This window comes from Candidatus Binataceae bacterium, assembly GCA_035308025.1.
GTDB lineage: Bacteria > Desulfobacterota > Binatia > Binatales > Binataceae > JAJPHI01.
The window spans coordinates 67469-84759 of the sequence record DATGHL010000023.1 but is presented as its reverse complement, the minus strand read 5'-3'; the positions used below and the strand labels follow the sequence as shown (position 1 = coordinate 84759).

The window sequence follows — 17291 nt, the reverse complement described above, 5'->3', positions numbered from 1 at the left end:
TAGGATGGTTCCTGATCGCGGACGTCGTGGCGGGACGACCGTTTTACACGCCCGCGCTGCTCGGTGCGGCGATCTTTGGCGGACTCCATCCGACCGGTGTTGTGACGCCGACTGCTGCCCTCGTGCTCGGTTACACTGCGCTGCACTTTTTCGGTTTCATCATGTTCGGAATCGCGGCCTCGATCACGATGGTGGCGTCCGAGTATGAGCCGCTGGCGGCGCTCGGCGTGCTCGTGCTGTTCGCCTGGTTCGAGCTCTGCTTCGCGGGCTTCGTGACGTTTCTCGATCAGCAGGCGATTGGGGAAATCGGCTGGTGGAACATTATCGGCGCCAACGTGCTCGCGCTCGCCGCGATTATCACCTATTACGAACTGGGCCACCCGCGCGTGGTGCCGCGCCTGTTCGAGCGCTGGGATCGCATGCGCGACGAACCCCGCGCCGATCATCGCGAAGCTCACCCGGAGATTGGGACCGGAAGATAGAAAACGGGCCGCTGAACGCGTTCTGCCCTGTGCCCGGGCGATAATTCAAGAGGAGGAGGTTGCGCCTATCGACTAGTCAACAATCCAGAATAAGTAGTTTGAGGTAACGGTATTGCCTAGAAAGGGGAGGAAACCAGGACTATAGGGAGAGGGGTATGCCTACTGGAACTCGTCAACTAATATTTGTATTAGTCTTGTCAGTCTCCTTTATTGTCTCTTCCGATGGATTCGCGGGAACACAACCCTTCTTCGGATCCGGGACGTATACGAACGTAAATTCGAGTTTTACGTATGACGGCGCCGCCTCGGCGGCTTTGCTGACTGGTTCTGAAAAGACCAACATCGGTCCGTCAACCTTTCAGGTCGTCTCTGAAGTATCGCCAAGTACGGTTGTCTGCACGGCGCCCGATGGCACCGCGGGCACAACCTTTAACCTCGTGCAAACAGACGCGGCCGGCGCTTGGCCTCAGGGCCAGTTATATTTCACCGCGGTCGGCGCCGCGGTTGGCAGTCAATGCGTCAGCAACACAACCGGATCAAACGGCGGGAGCATTACGTACACCATAACCGGTGGGACCGGGCCGTTTACTGGAGCCTCGGGCACGACCCTCCTCAAGTTTGTCGGTCAGACACTTGCGGCACCGGGCAGCCCCGCCGGAAGCAACGGGATTTTCGGTGCGGGTCAATTTACCTTCAGTGGCTCGTTAACTAAGTAGCGCCAACTAACCTTTCCGCCGATCATTCCACGGCCTCGGTTACACGGATAACCGAGGCCGCCCTTTTCCTCGCGCATTGAGCACGTCACGATGCCCTAGCCCCGCGTACGATTTGGTATTCGTGCCAGGTCAGGCCAATCACGATAAGGTCGAGTGCAGTGAGGAGCACAAGCATCGGCGAGGGCGCGATGCGAAGCTGGTACACTTGGTAGGCGATAAACAGAACGAAGGCGATGATTGCGGCAGGATAAGCCCAGAGTCGGTTTCGGATCAGATTCACGACCAAAAATAATTTCACCAGGCCGTGGCTCAGGAGATATGCCGCCGCGAAGTTTCGTCTGTGCGCCAGAAATGGAAACAAATGATGCTGAATCGCGCCCGCGATAAAATCGGTCGGATCTTCGATCAGTTCATCCTGAATCATAAAGCCGATCACGTGGATCGTCGCGACCCGGAAGACGAGTGCCATACCCACGATGATTTCGACGACGCCATCGAGCGCCTTGCCGAGAATGCTCCAGACGAAAAGCAGACGGAGCCGGCGTTCGCTGGCTAGCGACCTGATTCTCATCGGGGGGTGAGCAGCGGGCGTGTATTTTCTTACAGTCCGAGCACGTCGCGCATCGAGTAGAGGCCCGGCGGCTGCGCTTCGAGCCACGCCGCGGCGCGCAGCGCGCCACGTGCGAGCGCCTCGCGGCTCTGAGCGCGATGCGTGAGTTCGAGGCGCTCCGCCTGCCCGCCGAAATAGACCGTATGATCGCCCACGGCGTCGCCAGCGCGCAGCCCAAACACGCCGATTTTTTCGGGCGATCGCACTCCAGTAATCCCCTCGCGTCCGAAGACCGCGCTCGATTGAAACTCCAGGCCACGCGCCTCCGCGATCGTCCGGCCCAGCGCCAATGCCGTGCCGCTCGGCGCGTCGATCTTCGTGCCATGATGGATTTCGAGCACTTCCGCGTCGAAGTTGCCGAGAATCTTCGCGACCTCAGCCGTGATCTTCATCAGGACGTTGATCCCGATGCTCATATTGGGCGCGATCACCGTGCGGGTGCGCCGCGCCAGTTCGCCCGCCCGCGCTTCCATGGCCGGGGTGAATCCGGTCGAGCCGATCACGATCGCCGCGCCCGACGCCGCCGCGATTTCGAGGTGCTCGAGCGAGGCCGCCGCGGTGGTGAAATCGAGCGTGACGGTATCGGGCCGCGCGATCGTCGCGTAATCCGCGACGACTGGAACGCCGCTGCGGCCGACGCCCGCCAGCTCACCCGCATCCTGGCCGTTGAACCCAGCCGCCGCCGCTTCGAGGGCGCCTGCGAGCTGATGTTGCTTTTCGCGCAAGATCAACGAGACTAGCAGACGGCCCATCCGGCCGCCCGCGCCTGAGATGATCAACTTTGCCATGTGAGGTTAACCTCCCGCGTTGCGACAGGTTGCGCCGTCAGGTAGCCCGAAGTCTCTGGGGAAGTTCTGCGCCGGCCTGATTTGTCGTCCTGAGCCGGTGAGCAGCGCGAACCGTGTCGAAGGACCTACGCGAAGCGCTTCTATCACCGCGACTTGCTCGGCGCTCCCTAGGCGCTCGCGGCGGGCGCCGCCGGCGCCGCGGCAGCAGGAGCCGCGGCCGCATCGGTCTTTGGGCCGCGCTTGGCCGCAAAATGCTCCTCGCACAAGCTGCCGCGAAACCGATGTTTGCGACATTTCTCGAAAGTGCAGGTCTTATAGCGCGCCTTTGGCATCTCGCCGGCCTTCCACAGCCGATAGTGCTTGCGGCAGTAGCCCTTCGCGATAATCTCGCGCGTACACTCGTTCGCTTTGCAAGTTTGCTCGTTCGCCATTAAATCCCTGATGCTGCTCGTTCGATTCAGCCTTCCGGCCGCGTAGTGCCACAGAATACCGCCCCGCAGCCGAACTTCATAGAGCAGCCTACCCGCTGGGGCGAAGCGAAATTCGTCCGCGCCCGCCACTACGATGCTGCGAGCTGCGAATTGGTCAGGCAGCCGATCGCAGCAGGCGATAGAGCGGTTCGAGCTCGCGAAAGGCCTCGAGCAGCTCAGCGCGATCGAGCCGAATCGATTCGCGGACGTTCCAGCCGAAACCGAGGTCGAGGCCGCCGGTCTTCTTCGCGAGTCCCTCGGCCAGCGTCGTGAAGAATTCCGGCGTGGCCGCCTCACCTTCGGGCAACTGCGTGAAATCCCACTTGTCGTAGCGCGAAATCTTTGTGCCCTTAAATTCCTTGACGAGCTGCGCCGCTCGCGCTTTGAGATTCGACGCCATCGCGGATCGATTGTCCGCCTCCGACTTAACGACCGCACGAGCGTGGAGTCCCGCGCCGGAGATGCACAACGCCAGGTAGCCGTAGCGTTTGTAGCCGCGCGGCGAGGGTCCGAAAGCCGCCCACGTCTCGGGCGGCGGATTTACCGTGCGCCGCGCATGTTTGGCGACATGCGGAAAAAACTCCATGTGAGTTTTGCGCGCGAGCTCAGGGGCCAGCTCGTCGCCGAGCTTGATCAACTTCGGCCGCACGTGCGCATAGATTTGCTGCATCCGCTGATTGAAGCCCTCAACCTTGAAGACCGCGAAATCGCCCGCTGTGAAGCCTAACGTCGCCACGCGCCTGTCACCCTGATTGCGAATTAAATCGATCGCCAGCGCTATCGATCGCTTATGGCGGCCGCCCTGTCAAACGATTCCGCCTACAAAGCGCGGCCTATTTGCGCTACAAGGAGGAAACTTAGATCGCCGCAGGTGGATCACGATGGAGATGAGCGACAGCCCGGAGCAAGCGGAATTTCGCGCGCGGGCGCGCGACTGGCTCGCGCGCAACAAGCCCAGCAACATTATGGATCGTGGCTTCGCGCTTGCAATCGACGACGAGAGTGTCAGGGCGCTCAAGGACTGGCAGCGGCGGCTCTACGACGCGGGCTATCTCGGCATCTCGTGGCCGGTCGAATATGGCGGTCAGGGCCTTACCATCATCGAGGGCGCCATATTCAACGAGGAAGTCGCGCGCGCTCGCGCCCCGGCGCCGCTCAATGAATTGGGCCTCGCGATGGGTGGTCCGACGATCCTCGAACACGGCACGGAGGAGCAGAAACGGCGCTATATCAAAAAAATCCTGACCTGCGAGGAGATTTGGTGCCAGGGTTTTTCCGAGCCGTCCTCGGGCTCCGATCTCGCGGCGCTGCAAACCAAGGCGATTCTCGACGGCGACCACTTCGTTGTCAACGGGCAGAAGGTCTGGACCTCGATCGGCCATCTCTCCGACTGGTGCATGCTGCTGGTCCGCACCGACTCGGCCGCCCCCAAGCATAAGGGCATCTCCTATCTGCTCGTCGATATGCACAGCGCGGGCATCACCGTGCAGCCGCTCCGCCAGATGACTGGCGAGGCCGAGTTCAATCAGATGTTTTTCGAGGACGTGCGGGTGCCGCGCGAGAATCTGCTCGGACCGCTCAACGGCGGATGGGGTGTCGCGCTCACCACGCTGATGAATGAACGGGCGACGCTCTCGCTCGCGATCGTTATGCGTTTCCAGAATGTCTTCAAGGATCTGGCGGAACTGGGCCGCCGCGTCATCCGCGAGGGCAACTCGAAGCTCGCTCCGCAGGTGATTCGCGACACGCTCGCACAGTTCTACATCGACGTCGAATCGATGAAATATCTCGCCTACCGCAACTTCTCGCGGCTGCAGCGCGGCGGGACGCCTGGGCCCGAAGGCTCGCTTTCGAAACTGCTCTGGAGCGAGCTCAATCAGCGGATGCAGGAGTTCGCGCTCGTCCTGCAAGGGCCGCGCGCGGCCCTCACCGAAGACTCGCCCCACATCGTCGATAAGGGACGCTGGCAATACGGTCTGATGCGTTCGCGCGGCAACACCATCGAAGAGGGGACCTCGGAAGTGCAGCGCGGGATTATCGCAGAACGGCTGCTCGGCCTCCCGAAGGGTTATTAAGCGCGCCGGTCTTCATTTCTTGTGGACCAGGATGGACTGGACTAGACTTAGTTCATCTATGAAAACGGTCAATATTCACGAAGCCAAGACCCATCTCTCGCGCCTCGTCGAAGAAGCCGCCGAAGGCAACGAAATTGTGATCGCAAAAGCAGGCAAGCCGCGAGCCCGGCTGGTCCCGTGCGCGCCCGCACGCAAAAAACCGCGCAAGTTCGGGAGCATGAAAGGCCAGATTTGGATCAGTGACGACTTTGACGCGCCGCTCCCGGACGAGGAATTGCGTCTCTGGGGCCTGAAGTGACGAGGCTGCTGTTGGACACTCATGTGTTGCTGTGGGTGGAAGAGGGCAGCCGGAAGCTTGGAAAAAAAGCGCGGGCGTTGATTGCTAACCCGGATGCTCAGATCTGGTTCAGCGCAGCGAGTGTCTGGGAGATTGCGAGCAAGGCCGCTCTCGGCCGCTTGCGACTGGCGAAGCCGGCAGCGCAGTGGTTGCCTGAGAAAATGCGCGAAAATGATCTGCGCCCACTGCCGCTAACGCAGGAGCACGCCCTCACGGCCGCAGACTTGCCGTGCTATCACGAGGATCCATTCGACCGCATGCTGATCGGTCAGGCGCAAATCGAGGACCTCCGAATTGTTACTGCTGACGCGCAGTTCGAGCGCTACGACGTCCGCCTGATCGACGCCACCGTCTGAGGCCCACCGTCTGAGGCCCACCGTCTGAGGCCATAGAGAAGCGCGAGGGCGCGAGCCTGACGGCTCACGCCCCGGCAACCTGTCTGCTAGCTCCGCCTAACGGGTGTGCTCGCGCACATACTGGCCGATGCGATCGATCGCCTGCTGACCCTCGGGCAGCAGCTTCGCGTAGACGTGCCAGACGTGGACCATGTCGTCCCAAACTTCAAGATCAACTTTAACCCCAGCCGCTTTGGCCTTCTCTGCGACCCGCGTCGAATCGTCGAGCAGGATTTCGGCGTCGCCGACCTGAAGCAGCATGGGCGGCAGCCCGCGATAATCGCCATGCAGCGGCGAGGCGAGCGGGTTTTTGGGATCGGCATTGCCGAGATATTTCTGGGCCATGCCGCCGAGACCGCCGCCGCCGACCATCGGGTCGCGTGATGCCCGCGTCTGCACCGACGCGCCCGTCCCTTCCATGTCCGTCCACGCCGAGATCGGAATTGCGGCGGCCGGCAGCGGCGTCTTTGCGTCGCGCAAAGCAAGCACCGCTGCGAGCGTCAGGCCGCCGCCCGCGGAGTCGCCCGCGATGACAATCTTGCCGGGCTTGTAGCCCTGCTCGAGCAGCCACCGATAGGCCGCCATCGCGTCTTCGACCGCGGCTGGAAATGGATGCTCGGGGGCGAGCCGATAATCGAGTGCGAGGGCCTTGGCCTGCGCGGCGCGGCTGATCCGCGCGATCATCGCGCGATGGGTGTTAATCGAGCCCATCACGTAACCGCCGCCATGCAGATAGAGAATCACCCGATCGTCTGCGGCCCCCGGCGCAACGATCCACTCCGCCGGCACGCCGCCTGCGATCACAGGTGTGACGGTCACGTCCTTGGCGACGCGCTCGGCGACCTTCTCCATTGCGCCGCGCATTTGCTCGATCGTGGTCTCCGGCTTCGCCGCCGGCACCGCGCGGATGATCTCGAGCACCTTGTTGAGTTGTTCACTAGCCATCAGAGTTGTCTCCTCCCTCGTTAGGGTTTGAGCATTGTACTAGCGGGCGCGACTGCCGCGCGCAGCGAGCAGGCGAGTCTGCGAGCTGCGTCCCGATAAAGTAGAGCGCGGCTGAACCTTGGCCGCCCACCGGGCTGCGTCAAGAATCAGGCGTGCCCGCCGCAAAGTCAACCTCGGCAATTCCGCTTAAGCGCTCGTGATGTGGCGCAGAACCTCGGCGTTCAGCTTGAGCTTCTCGCCCAGCCAGAGCGGATTCACGACGTGATCGGGATAGGCGTCGCCGGTATCGGGATGAACCAGGATGTTGAGGCCGGCGCGATTGATCATCAGCCACGGCACAATCCGCGCGAACTCCGGCGGCTCGAACTTCACCTGGTACATCGGCTGCGGATGCGGTCCGACCGGCTCTTCGCGCCAGCGCCCCATTACGACCTCGAAGCGTTTTTCGATCTCCCCGCGCAGCCGCTCCGCTGCGGGCCGCGAAGCCGCGTCGTAATAGATGTGCGCGTGGTAGAAACGGATGATCGACGAATCGAAGGGGTATTCCATCGTAGGCGGCCTCGCGAATCAGTCTGCGTCAGCGATCGCGAGCACCGCAAGCGCATGGGCCGATGGACCGCCAAGGCCCCTTGGCGCTGCGGCCTTGGCATCAGCGCTAACCAAAATTATCAGTTTGCAGTTCGCACATTGAACTTATCGGAACGTTTTGTTTGGCATGTCGTCTGCTCCATCACTCCTGTTCGATTAGCGAACGGAGGTTTCAGCAAATGGCAGCAGCAATCAAAAGAGTCGGCGACTTCTTCGATGAAGAGGCATTCCTCAAATCGATGCCCCATCAATTGGTCAAGACCAACCTGAAGGGCGTCTACGCAAGTCCGCCGCCGCCCGACAATTTCGATCCGAACAAAGCGAACGCCACCGAGCTCATCAAGCAGGGCTTGTTTTGGCGACGCCCCAAGCCGACCGACGATCCTGCGATCGTGAAGGCGTGGGACAAGGTTTTTTCGCGCAAGTGGCTGGCCAAAGATCGGATCGTGCCGAAGCTCGAACCGCAGATCGGCAAGACCCACCTCTTGCGACGGCCCTTGGGACGGGTCACAGATCAGAACTTCGTGAATGGCGCCTGGTCCGGCGGCGGCATCCGCGGCGGCTCGTGGACCGGCAACATCGGCTTCTGGGACATCCCGACGGTCAGTCAGCCTTCCGAGCCCCAAGGCTACGAAGGCGGCTGGAATTCCTCTTCCTGGGTCGGCATTGACGGGTTCGACGTAAATCTCACCTCGAATGACGTGCTACAGGCCGGGGTGGAGCAAAAGGTCGACGGTTTCGGAAACCCATCCTACGTCGCCTGGTACGAATGGTATGCGCCGGCGCAGCCGAATTCGCCGCCCTACATCTATCAGACGAACATTTCCCTGCAGGTGGCGCCCGGCGAGCAGATGTACTGCTCGATTCAGTACATCAACAACAACACTGCCGGTTACATCTATATTGCCAACGAATCCACCGGGCAGTACTGCTCGCTCACGCTGGCGCCGCCACCGGGGGCGACCTTCGCCGGCAATACGGTCGAGTGGATTATGGAGGCGCCGGACGGCGGCGAGCCGGAGTCCGCGCTGCCGGCCTTCACGCCGGTCAATTTCACTTCTGCGATCGCCTGCGGACCCAACGGATTCGGCAATCCGCTTAACGGCGACACCTGCAATGTCGAGACCGTCAACGGTCAGGTGATCACCTCGGTCACACTCGGCAGCTACGCCGTGACGATCGATTTTATCGGCTGACGAATCGTCGGCTGACAGCGTGGGGACGGGCGCGATCGCCCGTCCCCGTCGTCCGCGAATACTAAGAGGCTGAGGCCCCAGGGGCTGCCGGAGGCACCGCGCCAGGCATCGAGGGCATCGACGGCATATTCGGCATCGCCGGGCCACCCGGCATCCCCGACATCGGCGAGGTTCCCGGCAACGCCGACGACGCGCCGGGCATCGACGTCATCCCGGTCCCCGGTAAGGACGACGCGCCAGGCATTGAAGCGCCGGGCATTGACGCGGCGCCGGGCATCGACCCAGCTTCAGGCATCGATGACGCCGGGGGCGCACTCTGCGCAAGCAGGTATGCCGGGGTGCTCATCAGCGCAAACGCGGCTACAATCGCGATTCTGGTTTTCATATCGATTGAACTTCGCGTAAACAGCGGGCGACCGTCAAGCACTCGCGCGTCGCACAGCAGCCTCAAAGAAAGGTGACGACATAAGGATGATCTGTGACACTACGCCCGGCGGCTAAAAGCGACGAGGAGTTTCTCTGGGAGATGCTCTATTACGCGTCGCATATGGACGAAGAGGGCGCTCCAGCCGCGTCTGCGCGGACCAATCCTGATCTCGCCGGCTACGTCGAGAATTGGGGCGAGCGGGATGGCGACCTCGGTTTCATCGCGGTTGGCGCAGATGGCCGCAATCTCGGCGCGGCGTGGCTTCGCGTGATGCCTGCGGGCAGTCCGCTTCACCGCATGGGCGCGCGCGAAACGCCCGAGCTCGCGATCGCGGTCGCCCCCGAGGCGATCGGCGCAGGTGTCGGCACGATGATGCTGCGGCGGTTAATCGAGGCTGCGCGTGGAACTCATCACGCGATCGCGCTGAGCGTCCGCGCCGGCAATCCGGCCGCACGACTCTATGAGCGCGTCGGCTTTGCCACCGTCGGCTCGATCGTCAATCGAGTCGGCACGGTCTCCGATGTGATGAAACTCGATTTGACCTAACCGATCAGCTTTTGCGTCAAGGGGCAGGCTTTCACTTTATGTATTTCACGACTAAAAACCTGTTAGAACGTTTCACGTGAATCATCCGGCTGATCGATCCTGCAAAAGCGCGACAGCGGAGCGCGGACCGTCCGCACGGTGCCAAAAAACGTTTCGCGTGAAACATGTCTGACAAGTTTCCTGCTTCCATGACCGCCGGCGGAGTTCGCGCCGCGCGCTGCGTGCTCTTCGCCTACCACGAAATCGGATACGCCTGCATGGCTGAATTGATTGCGATGGGGGCGCCGATCGCCGCGTTATTCACCCATGCCGACGCCGCCGGCGAGGAGATCTGGTGGCGCTCCTGCGCCGAACTGGCTGCGGCGAACGGCATCCCGGTCTATACGCCTGCAACAATTGGCGCAGCCGAAATCGCGACGCTGCGACGCCTCGAGCCGGCGATCATCTACTCCTTCTACTACCGCAATCTGCTGTCCGACGCGGTTCTGCAGACGGCCCCAAAGGGAGCTTATAATCTGCACGGCTCGATGCTGCCCAAATATCGCGGCCGCGTCCCGGTCAACTGGATGATCGTCAACGGTGAGACCGAGGGCGGCGTCACGCTCCATCATATGGTCGCGCGCGCCGACGCCGGCGATATCGTCGCGCAGCGGGCGATCGCGATCGATGATGCGGATACGGCGTTGACGCTCTATCGCAAATTGATTCCGGCGGCCATGGCGATCCTCCGCGAATGCCATCCGCTGATCGTTGCCGGCAGTGCCCCGCGCCGCGCTCAGGATTTGCGCGCCGGCAGTTACTATGGCCGCCGCCGGCCCGAGGACGGCCGTATCGATTGGCGCTGGCCCGCCCGCCGTATCCATAACCTGGTTCGCGCGGTGACCCGCCCCTACCCGGGCGCCTTTTGCGACGCCGGGGGGCGCAAGCTTTTCATCTGGGAAGCGCGGATTGCGGCCGAGTCCGGCAGTTTTGGCGAACCCGGCGCAGTCGTGAGTTTCCACGCGGACGGCGCCGTCGAGGTCGCCGCCGGCGCCGGCAGCCTGCTCATACGACGAGTTCAATTCGAGGGCGAGTCTGAAGCGAGCGGCCGTGATCTGCTGAGCGCGCTGCCGAACTATCCGACCGTCCGCCTGGAATAGGCCAGGCCGCGGTGGCTCGGCCAATTGCTGTCCTACCGGATTGAAAAGCACAGTTTCGCGTGAAACATTTGTTTCACCGTCCGGACAACGCGCCGCTCCGCGGTCGCGGCTTTTGCATGATCGGTTAGCAGTCCTCGCGGCCTCTGACTGCCCAGCGAAAAATGTTCCCTGACGTTATGATGTTATATGCCACGCTGGAGGTGGTTAGATGCGGATTTTGATCACGGGCGGCGCCGGCTTTTTAGGTTCGCATCTCGCCGACGCCTTCATCGCGCGTGGCGACGAGGTCTTCGTCCTCGATACCGGGGCGATCGCCAAGGTTCGCCATCTGCTGACGGAACCGCGCTTCCATTACATCCAGGACTCGATTTTCAATCTCGAGTTGATCGACAGCCTGACTGCGCGCGTCGATCTGATCTACCATCTCGCCGCCGTGGTCGGCGTCGAGCATTACGTTGGCGACCCGTACGCCACCCTCAATGTGAACGTCAACGGCACGCAGAATCTGCTGCGCGCCGCCTACAAACACACCAAGAAGGTGGTCTTCAGCTCGACCTCCGAGGTTTATGGCCGCAATCCAAAGGTGCCGTGGAAGGAAGATGACGACCGCGTGCTGGGGGCGACCACGATCGATCGCTGGTGCTACTCGACCTCGAAGGCGGTCGGCGAGCATTTCTGCTTCGCCTACTATCGGCTCGGCCTGCCGGTTACGGTCGTGCGTTACTTCAATATCTATGGGCCGCGCCTGGACAAGGTCGACGTCGGCCGCCTCTTCACGATCTTCATGGGGCAGTTGCTGCGTGGCGCCGACCTCACGGTGATCGGCGATGGCGCGCAGACGCGCTGCTTCACCTACGTCACCGACGCGGTTGCCGCGACCGTCGCGGCCGGTCTCAATCGCGACGCCGACGGCCAGGCCATCAATATCGGGGTGGATCACGAAACCTCGGTGCTGGAGTTCGCCAAGCTGATGATCGAGCTCTACGGCCCATGCAAGTCGCAGATAAAATTCGTCAGCCAGGCCGAGGTTTACGGCAACAGCTACGAGGACATCCCGCGTCGCGTGCCGGACAACACCAAGATGCGCACGCTGCTCGGCGTCGAGCCGAAAATCTCGTTGCGCGAAGGGACGCGCCTGGCGATGGACTGGTTCCGCAAAGAGGCCAATAGCTGATTCGCTGCCTCTTGAGGCCTGTGGCTCCACGCAGGTCGTTCAAGGATGGAAGTTGCATTAAAGATCGACGTCGATACCCATCAGGGGCTGGGCGAGGGCGTGCCGCGACTACAAGCGCTGCTTGAACGGCGCGGCGTCGTCGGGTCGTTCTTTATCGCGATGGGCCCGGACAATTCCGGCCGCGCTGTGATGCGGATGTTTCGCAATCCGGGTTTTCTCGCCAAGATGCGCCGCACGCGCGCGGTTTCGATGTACGGCCTGCGCACGATCCTGTCAGGAACCCTTTTGCCCGCGCGGCAAATCGCGCGCGCCTTTCCCGAGGTCATCCGCGGCCTTATTGGCGCGGGCTTCGAAGTTGGGGTCCACGGCTACGATCACGTGCGCTGGCAGGATCGACTCGATGCGATTGGTGCGGCTGGAGTCAGCGCTGAAATCGCCCACGCCTTCGATCTCTTCGCCGCGATCGCTGATGCGCGGGCCTCATGCTTCGCCGCGCCCGGATGGCGCACTAACGGCGCCGCGCTCGCTGCGCTCGACACTCGGCAACTACGCTATCGCAGCGATACGCGCGGCCGCTTCCCGTATCGATGCGCGCTCGGTGGCCGGCTCCTCGCGACCCCTGAAATTCCGACTACTTGGCCGACCCTCGACGAAATTCTCGGCACTTCGGCACTGAACGCGGCCGGTTCGGTTCCGCGCTTCTACCTCGCGCAGTTACGCGAAGATGCGCTCAACGTCCATACGATTCACGCCGAGACTGAAGGCATGGCGCAGCTCGACGAGTTCAGCGCATTGATCGATGCGCTCAAGGCGCGCAGCGCCAGCTTCGTCAGGCTCGGCGACGTGGCCGCCCGACTCAACGTTGGCCAATTACCAATTCACGAAGTCATCCGCGTGACGCTTCCGGGCCGCGCCGGATGGATCTCCGCCCAGGCTCCACAACCCGTAATATGAACGAGCCGCTTGCTGGGCCGCTTGATGATCTTGGTCGAGCAGGGAACAATGGTTTTGCGTCGCGAGCGGAGCCGGCAGTCAAAGCGAACAGAGGAGTGCGTTCAGGGATTAAAGGGGCGGCGAATTCGTGAGCAGTAGGGCGAAAAGATCGAGATTTGTGATTGGCGCCGGCCTGATGGCCGCCGCGATCGCCTACCTGATTTTCTTCGCGGTCCGCCAAACTGCCGAGTACTACGTCACGGTCAACGAGCTGCATCAGCGCCAGGGCGAGCTGACCGGCCAGATGATTCGTGTGGCTGGGCGCGTGCAACGCGAAGCTATCGGCTGGGACGCCAATTCCCTCACTCTCAGCTTTGCGATCGCGCAGCCACCGATCGATCCGGGCGCGCCGAGTCAGCCGCAGCTAACCCCGATCGTGGCGAGCGCGCCGGTCATTTTCCGGGTGATCTCCCGCGGCGAGCCCAAGCCCGATATGTTTGGCGCGGGCCGCGACGTTATCGTCGAGGGGCGTCTCGGCCCCGGCAACACGATCGAGGCGCGGCAGGTGCTAACGAGTTGTCCGTCGAAGTACGTGCCTAAAGATCCGGCCAAAAACTCCGGCAAGGCGAGCTAGTGTTACAGCAAAGATGCAAGAAAAAGATCCGGGATTCTTCGCCGCGCAGACTCGGCTCAGAATGACAAAAGGGACTTCTCAGTTGTGGGACTGACGCTCGCGAGACCTGACGACAGCGGCGCCAAACTAATCGTGTCCGATTAAGCCATGCCGCTGATTGGTCAAATCGCTCTGGCGCTGGCGCTGTTTCTCGCCTTCTACGGCGTCCTCGCCAACGTAATCGGCGCGCGGCACGGCTTGCCTGCGCTGATCGTCAGTGCGCGCCACGCGGTCTGGGCGACCTGCGCGATGGTCACCGTCGCGATGATCGTGCTGTGGACGGCGCTGCTCGGAACCGATTTCACACTCGAGTATACCGCCACTTACTCAAGCCTGACGCTACCCTCCATTTACAAATTCACCGCGCTATGGGGCGGACAGCAGGGCTCGCTGCTGCTCTGGACCTGGCTACTCTCGATCTTCACCGCGATCGTGGCGATGCAGAACCGGCGGCGCAATCTCGAAATCGCTCCATACGCACTCGCCGTCCTCGCCGTGCTCGCGATCTTCTTTCTCGGGATGCTGAACTTCGTCACGCGGCCGTTCGACTTGGTCAAGGCGATTCCGGCGGACGGCGTGGGGCTGAATCCGCTGCTGCAGAATTATTGGATGGCGATTCATCCGCCCTCACTCTACACCGGTTATGTCAGCGCCAGCGTGCCGTTCGCCTTTGGCGCTGCGGCGCTGATCACCGGCCGGCTCGACGACACCTGGATCCGCACGACGCGACGGTGGGCAATCTTTTCGTGGTTTTTCCTGACGCTCGGTAATCTGTTCGGCGCGCGCTGGGCCTACGAGGTCTTGGGCTGGGGCGGCTACTGGGCCTGGGATCCGGTCGAGAACGCCGCCTTCATGCCGTGGCTGGTGATGACCGCCTACCTGCACTCGGTGATGATCCAGGAACGCAAGGACATGCTGAAAGTGTGGAACCTCGCGCTCATCGGGATGGCCTTCGGGCTGACGCTCTTCGGCACCTTTCTGACCCGCAGCGGGGTGGTCTCGTCGGTGCACTCGTTCACGCAATCGGGTCTTGGACCCTATTTTCTGACCTTCCTGGTAGTCGCGACGGTGGCCTATGCCGCGCTCCTGATCTCGCGGGTCAAGCTGCTACGCACGCCGGCCGAGTTCGAGTCATACCTGTCGCGCGAAGCCGCCTTCCTCTTCAACAACCTCGTCCTGGTCGGGATCGCCTTCGCGGTCTTCTGGGGCACTATTTTCCCGGTGCTCTCCGAGGCCGTGCGCGGGGTCAAAATCACCGTCGGACCGCCGTTCTTCAACAAGGTCAATGCGCCGCTCGCGCTGGCACTGATCTTTTTGATGGGGGTCGGGCCGCTGATTGCGTGGCGGCGCTCGTCACCTGAAAACCTCGCGCGAACTTTTATCGCGCCGATCGTAATCGCGCTGGCAACCGGCCTCGCCGTCGGGCTGGCGGGGCTGCATCAATGGTACGTGCTGACGGCGTTCTCATTGGCCGCATTCGTGGTCGGCACGATTATCACCGAGTTTCGCCGCGGCGTCGGCGCACGCCGCCGGCTGGTTGGCGAACCGCGCGCCAGGGCGCTGGTCAATCTGGTCGCGAAGAACAATCGCCGCTACGGCGGCTACGTGATCCATCTTGGGGTGATCCTCGCGTTTATCGGAATCGTCGCCTCGTCGTTTTTTCGCGTCGAGGTGAAAAAATCGGTGAAGGCCGGCCAGAGTATTGATATCGGCCCCTACGAGCTCTTTTATATCGGGATCAAAAACAGCGCCAACGCGCATGTCGAAACCGAGCGGGCACAGGTCGAGGTTCTGCGCGACGGCAAGCCGCTCGCCCTGATGGAGCCGGCCAAGCTGTTCTACAAACGTCAGGGTCAGCCCGCGACGATCGTCGCACTGCGCTCGACCCCGCTGAACGATCTTTACGTCGTGCTCGCTGGCGTGGACGATAGCGGCCAGGCGACCTTTCAAATTTTCCTCACACCGCTGGTCTTCTGGCTCTGGGCGGGAGGTCTGATCATGGCGCTCGGCACCGTGGTGGTGATGTGGCCGAACGTGCGCGAGCGGGCCGCGATCGCCTCCGCGCTCAATGCGGTGAACGAAGGACGACTGCCCCGCAGCGCGGTCGCGCTTGACTCTGAGGGCGGCGGGCGTTTAGGCTGAACGAGTCCCGGCCACTGGCGAAAAATCGGATGCATGCATCAGGTTGAGCTGGCGCCGGGTAATTTTTTGCGGCGCGCGCGGCGCGGGAACTGGTTTCAATATCGATCGGCGGGTTGAGCAATGGCAGAGAAAAAGGCGAAGACAGCGGAAAAAGGCGCGCAGGCCCAGCACAAACATATGTGTCCGAGTTGCGGCGCGGAGAGCAAGGTGACGCTCTTTGCGGGCTACGGCCGCAAGGGCTTCTACCTGGTGTGCGAGAAGGCTTGCGGCTACGTCGGGCGGACGCGTTAAGCGAGAGGCTGGGCGAAGATGGCGAGAGTGCGCAAAGCGAAGTCCACCAAGCGTGATCTAATGGCCGGGTTGGCCGAGACCGTCGAAGAGACCGAGGACGCCGACTTACCTAAAGATGAGGCGGGGCGGCGGAAGATCAAGCGGCAATATGTGGACTTGCTCGGGATTCGGCTCGAAAAGCTGCGCGGGCGAATCCTCAACCGCGAGCGGATCAACAAGACGATCGAGGGCATCTACTTCATCTGTGCGAAATGCTCGAAGGTCTGTCATTCGCTCGATGAAGGGCTGCAGGAAGATCCCGAGAACGTGAACAATCTCTGCAGCAAATGCGCTAAGGCCAAGCCGGTAGCGGCCTAGCTGCACGCGTCGTGGCGCGCGGCGCGCACGCCGCAGAAGACTTGAGGGGGAAATGTCGCTACAGCTCATTCCGCCTGACATCGATCTGGATTTCGTCGGCAAGCGTTATTTCTTCGTTGCGCTCTCGACCGTGATCAATCTGGCCGCGATCGTCTGCTTGATCGTCTTCGGCTTCAATTACGGCGTCGACTTCACTGGCGGCAGCGTCGTCCAGTTGAAGTTTGATCAGCCGACCTCCGGCGACCGTATTCGCCAGGCGCTGGCGCCGCTCGATCTGGGCGACGTCACTGTGCAGGATTTCGGCGCGCGCGAGTTGAATCAGTTCCTCGTCCGCTTCGAGAAGGTGAAAAATATCGGCAGTATCGGTAGCCGGATCCAGGCGGCAGTCAACGAAAGTTACGCCGGCGCGAACAAGACTGAGGTTTTGCGGGTCGAGACGGTCGGCGCGAAGGTCGGCCATGACTTGCGGGTCGATGGGTTTCTGGCGGTCGCGGTCGCGACCATCTTCATGGGAATCTATATCGCGCTGCAGTTCCGCGGCGTGAGCTGGAGTTTTGGCGCGGGCGCGGTGATCGCGCTAATTCATGACGTGCTGGTCGTCAGTCTCGCGCTGATTCTGACCCGCTTCGAGTTCGATCTGACGACGCTGGCGGCGCTGCTGACGGTGATCGGTTATTCGGTGCATGACACGATTATCGTCTCCGATCGGATTCGCGAAGACGCTGGCAAACGGCGGCGCGAGCCGCTCGCCTCGATCATGAACCGCGCGATTAATGAGACACTTTCGCGGACGATCCTGACTTCGGGGACGGCGCTGACGGTGCTGGCCTCGTTGCTGCTGCTCGGCGGGCCGATTCTGCGGCCGGCGGCCTTCACACTTTTCATCGGGATCATCACCGGCACCTACTCGTCTATCTATATAGCCGGTCCAGTAGTACTGTTCTGGGAGCGTGGAACACGCACGCGCGGGACGGCCTCGCGCGCAGCCTGAGTGCGGGGCAGCCGGG

The 17291-nt window shown here is 62.0% G+C and carries 21 protein-coding genes; 14 read left to right on the top strand and 7 right to left on the bottom strand.

Features of this window, described 5'->3' with window-relative positions:
- Nucleotides 1-482, top strand: a 482-nt coding sequence (locus tag VKS22_06910) for a hypothetical protein (GenBank protein ID HLW70335.1), incomplete at its 5' end; no start/stop codon positions are given.
- Between the two features lie 801 nt (nucleotides 483-1283).
- Here the strand turns inward: VKS22_06910 and VKS22_06905 are convergent.
- The 4 genes from VKS22_06905 to VKS22_06890 all read right to left on the bottom strand — a co-directional run bounded on the left by VKS22_06905 (nucleotide 1284) and on the right by VKS22_06890 (nucleotide 3802).
- Complete coding sequence (locus tag VKS22_06905; protein HLW70334.1) at nucleotides 1284-1769, bottom strand: DUF2127 domain-containing protein; 486 nt, start codon at nucleotides 1767-1769, stop codon at nucleotides 1284-1286.
- Between the two features lie 29 nt (nucleotides 1770-1798).
- Nucleotides 1799-2596, bottom strand: coding sequence for a 4-hydroxy-tetrahydrodipicolinate reductase (dapB, locus tag VKS22_06900; GenBank protein ID HLW70333.1), 798 nt, complete (start codon nucleotides 2594-2596; stop codon nucleotides 1799-1801).
- Nucleotides 2597-2763: 167 nt separating this feature from the next.
- Nucleotides 2764-3027 (bottom strand): hypothetical protein, encoded by a 264-nt coding sequence (locus VKS22_06895; GenBank protein HLW70332.1) that lies wholly within the window; start codon nucleotides 3025-3027, stop codon nucleotides 2764-2766.
- Between the two features lie 154 nt (nucleotides 3028-3181).
- Complete coding sequence (locus VKS22_06890) at nucleotides 3182-3802, bottom strand: DUF1054 family protein (protein ID HLW70331.1); 621 nt, start codon at nucleotides 3800-3802, stop codon at nucleotides 3182-3184.
- A gap of 145 nt (nucleotides 3803-3947) precedes the next feature.
- Here VKS22_06890 and VKS22_06885 point away from each other — a divergent pair, with 145 nt between their 5' ends.
- The 3 genes from VKS22_06885 to VKS22_06875 are packed head-to-tail and all read left to right on the top strand — an operon-like array spanning nucleotide 3948 to nucleotide 5834.
- A complete protein-coding gene (locus tag VKS22_06885) occupies nucleotides 3948-5141 on the top strand; it encodes an acyl-CoA dehydrogenase family protein (protein ID HLW70330.1) in 1194 nt (397 codons plus the stop codon).
- Nucleotides 5142-5199: 58 nt separating this feature from the next.
- Nucleotides 5200-5439 carry a type II toxin-antitoxin system Phd/YefM family antitoxin gene (locus VKS22_06880; GenBank protein ID HLW70329.1) on the top strand — a complete coding sequence of 80 codons (240 nt, stop codon included), beginning with the start codon at nucleotides 5200-5202 and terminating at the stop codon, nucleotides 5437-5439.
- Nucleotides 5436-5834, top strand: coding sequence for a type II toxin-antitoxin system VapC family toxin (locus tag VKS22_06875; GenBank protein ID HLW70328.1), 399 nt, complete (start codon nucleotides 5436-5438; stop codon nucleotides 5832-5834). Before VKS22_06880 ends, VKS22_06875 begins: the two co-directional genes overlap by 4 nt.
- 96 nt (nucleotides 5835-5930) lie before the next feature.
- On the opposite strand, the gene VKS22_06870 is transcribed toward VKS22_06875, so the two are convergent.
- Together VKS22_06870 and VKS22_06865 are read right to left on the bottom strand one after the other, a co-directional pair.
- Entirely contained in the window at nucleotides 5931-6818 is an 888-nt protein-coding gene (locus VKS22_06870) for an alpha/beta hydrolase (protein ID HLW70327.1), read from the bottom strand.
- A 186-nt stretch (nucleotides 6819-7004) separates the two neighbouring features.
- Nucleotides 7005-7367, bottom strand: coding sequence for a DOPA 4,5-dioxygenase family protein (locus tag VKS22_06865; GenBank protein ID HLW70326.1), 363 nt, complete (start codon nucleotides 7365-7367; stop codon nucleotides 7005-7007).
- 218 nt (nucleotides 7368-7585) lie between these two features.
- Here VKS22_06865 and VKS22_06860 point away from each other — a divergent pair, with 218 nt between their 5' ends.
- Entirely contained in the window at nucleotides 7586-8602 is a 1017-nt protein-coding gene (locus VKS22_06860) for a G1 family glutamic endopeptidase (protein HLW70325.1), read from the top strand.
- Between the two features lie 61 nt (nucleotides 8603-8663).
- Here the strand turns inward: VKS22_06860 and VKS22_06855 are convergent, their stop codons facing one another.
- Complete coding sequence (locus VKS22_06855) at nucleotides 8664-8987, bottom strand: hypothetical protein (GenBank protein ID HLW70324.1); 324 nt, start codon at nucleotides 8985-8987, stop codon at nucleotides 8664-8666.
- A 93-nt stretch (nucleotides 8988-9080) separates the two neighbouring features.
- On the opposite strand from VKS22_06855, the gene VKS22_06850 reads away from it, so the two are divergent.
- The 9 genes from VKS22_06850 (at nucleotide 9081) to secF (ending at nucleotide 17275) form a co-directional block, all read left to right on the top strand.
- Entirely contained in the window at nucleotides 9081-9575 is a 495-nt protein-coding gene (locus VKS22_06850) for a GNAT family N-acetyltransferase (GenBank protein HLW70323.1), read from the top strand.
- 164 nt (nucleotides 9576-9739) lie between these two features.
- Nucleotides 9740-10714, top strand: coding sequence for a formyltransferase (locus tag VKS22_06845; GenBank protein ID HLW70322.1), 975 nt, complete (start codon nucleotides 9740-9742; stop codon nucleotides 10712-10714).
- Nucleotides 10715-10922: 208 nt separating this feature from the next.
- On the top strand, nucleotides 10923-11888 hold the full coding sequence (locus VKS22_06840) for an NAD-dependent epimerase/dehydratase family protein (GenBank protein HLW70321.1): 966 nt from the start codon (nucleotides 10923-10925) through the stop codon (nucleotides 11886-11888).
- Between the two features lie 45 nt (nucleotides 11889-11933).
- Nucleotides 11934-12842 (top strand): DUF2334 domain-containing protein, encoded by a 909-nt coding sequence (locus VKS22_06835; GenBank protein HLW70320.1) that lies wholly within the window; start codon nucleotides 11934-11936, stop codon nucleotides 12840-12842.
- A 127-nt stretch (nucleotides 12843-12969) separates the two neighbouring features.
- A complete protein-coding gene (locus VKS22_06830) occupies nucleotides 12970-13455 on the top strand; it encodes a cytochrome c maturation protein CcmE (GenBank protein HLW70319.1) in 486 nt (161 codons plus the stop codon).
- A 147-nt stretch (nucleotides 13456-13602) separates the two neighbouring features.
- Nucleotides 13603-15636 carry a heme lyase CcmF/NrfE family subunit gene (locus VKS22_06825; GenBank protein HLW70318.1) on the top strand — a complete coding sequence of 678 codons (2034 nt, stop codon included), beginning with the start codon at nucleotides 13603-13605 and terminating at the stop codon, nucleotides 15634-15636.
- 120 nt (nucleotides 15637-15756) lie between these two features.
- Nucleotides 15757-15927: a hypothetical protein gene (locus VKS22_06820; protein HLW70317.1), complete on the top strand. Its 171-nt coding sequence runs from the start codon at nucleotides 15757-15759 to the stop codon at nucleotides 15925-15927.
- A gap of 18 nt (nucleotides 15928-15945) precedes the next feature.
- Complete coding sequence (locus VKS22_06815) at nucleotides 15946-16284, top strand: hypothetical protein (protein ID HLW70316.1); 339 nt, start codon at nucleotides 15946-15948, stop codon at nucleotides 16282-16284.
- 52 nt (nucleotides 16285-16336) lie between these two features.
- Complete coding sequence (gene secF, locus VKS22_06810; protein HLW70315.1) at nucleotides 16337-17275, top strand: protein translocase subunit SecF; 939 nt, start codon at nucleotides 16337-16339, stop codon at nucleotides 17273-17275.
- Nucleotides 17276-17291 lie beyond the last annotated feature (16 nt).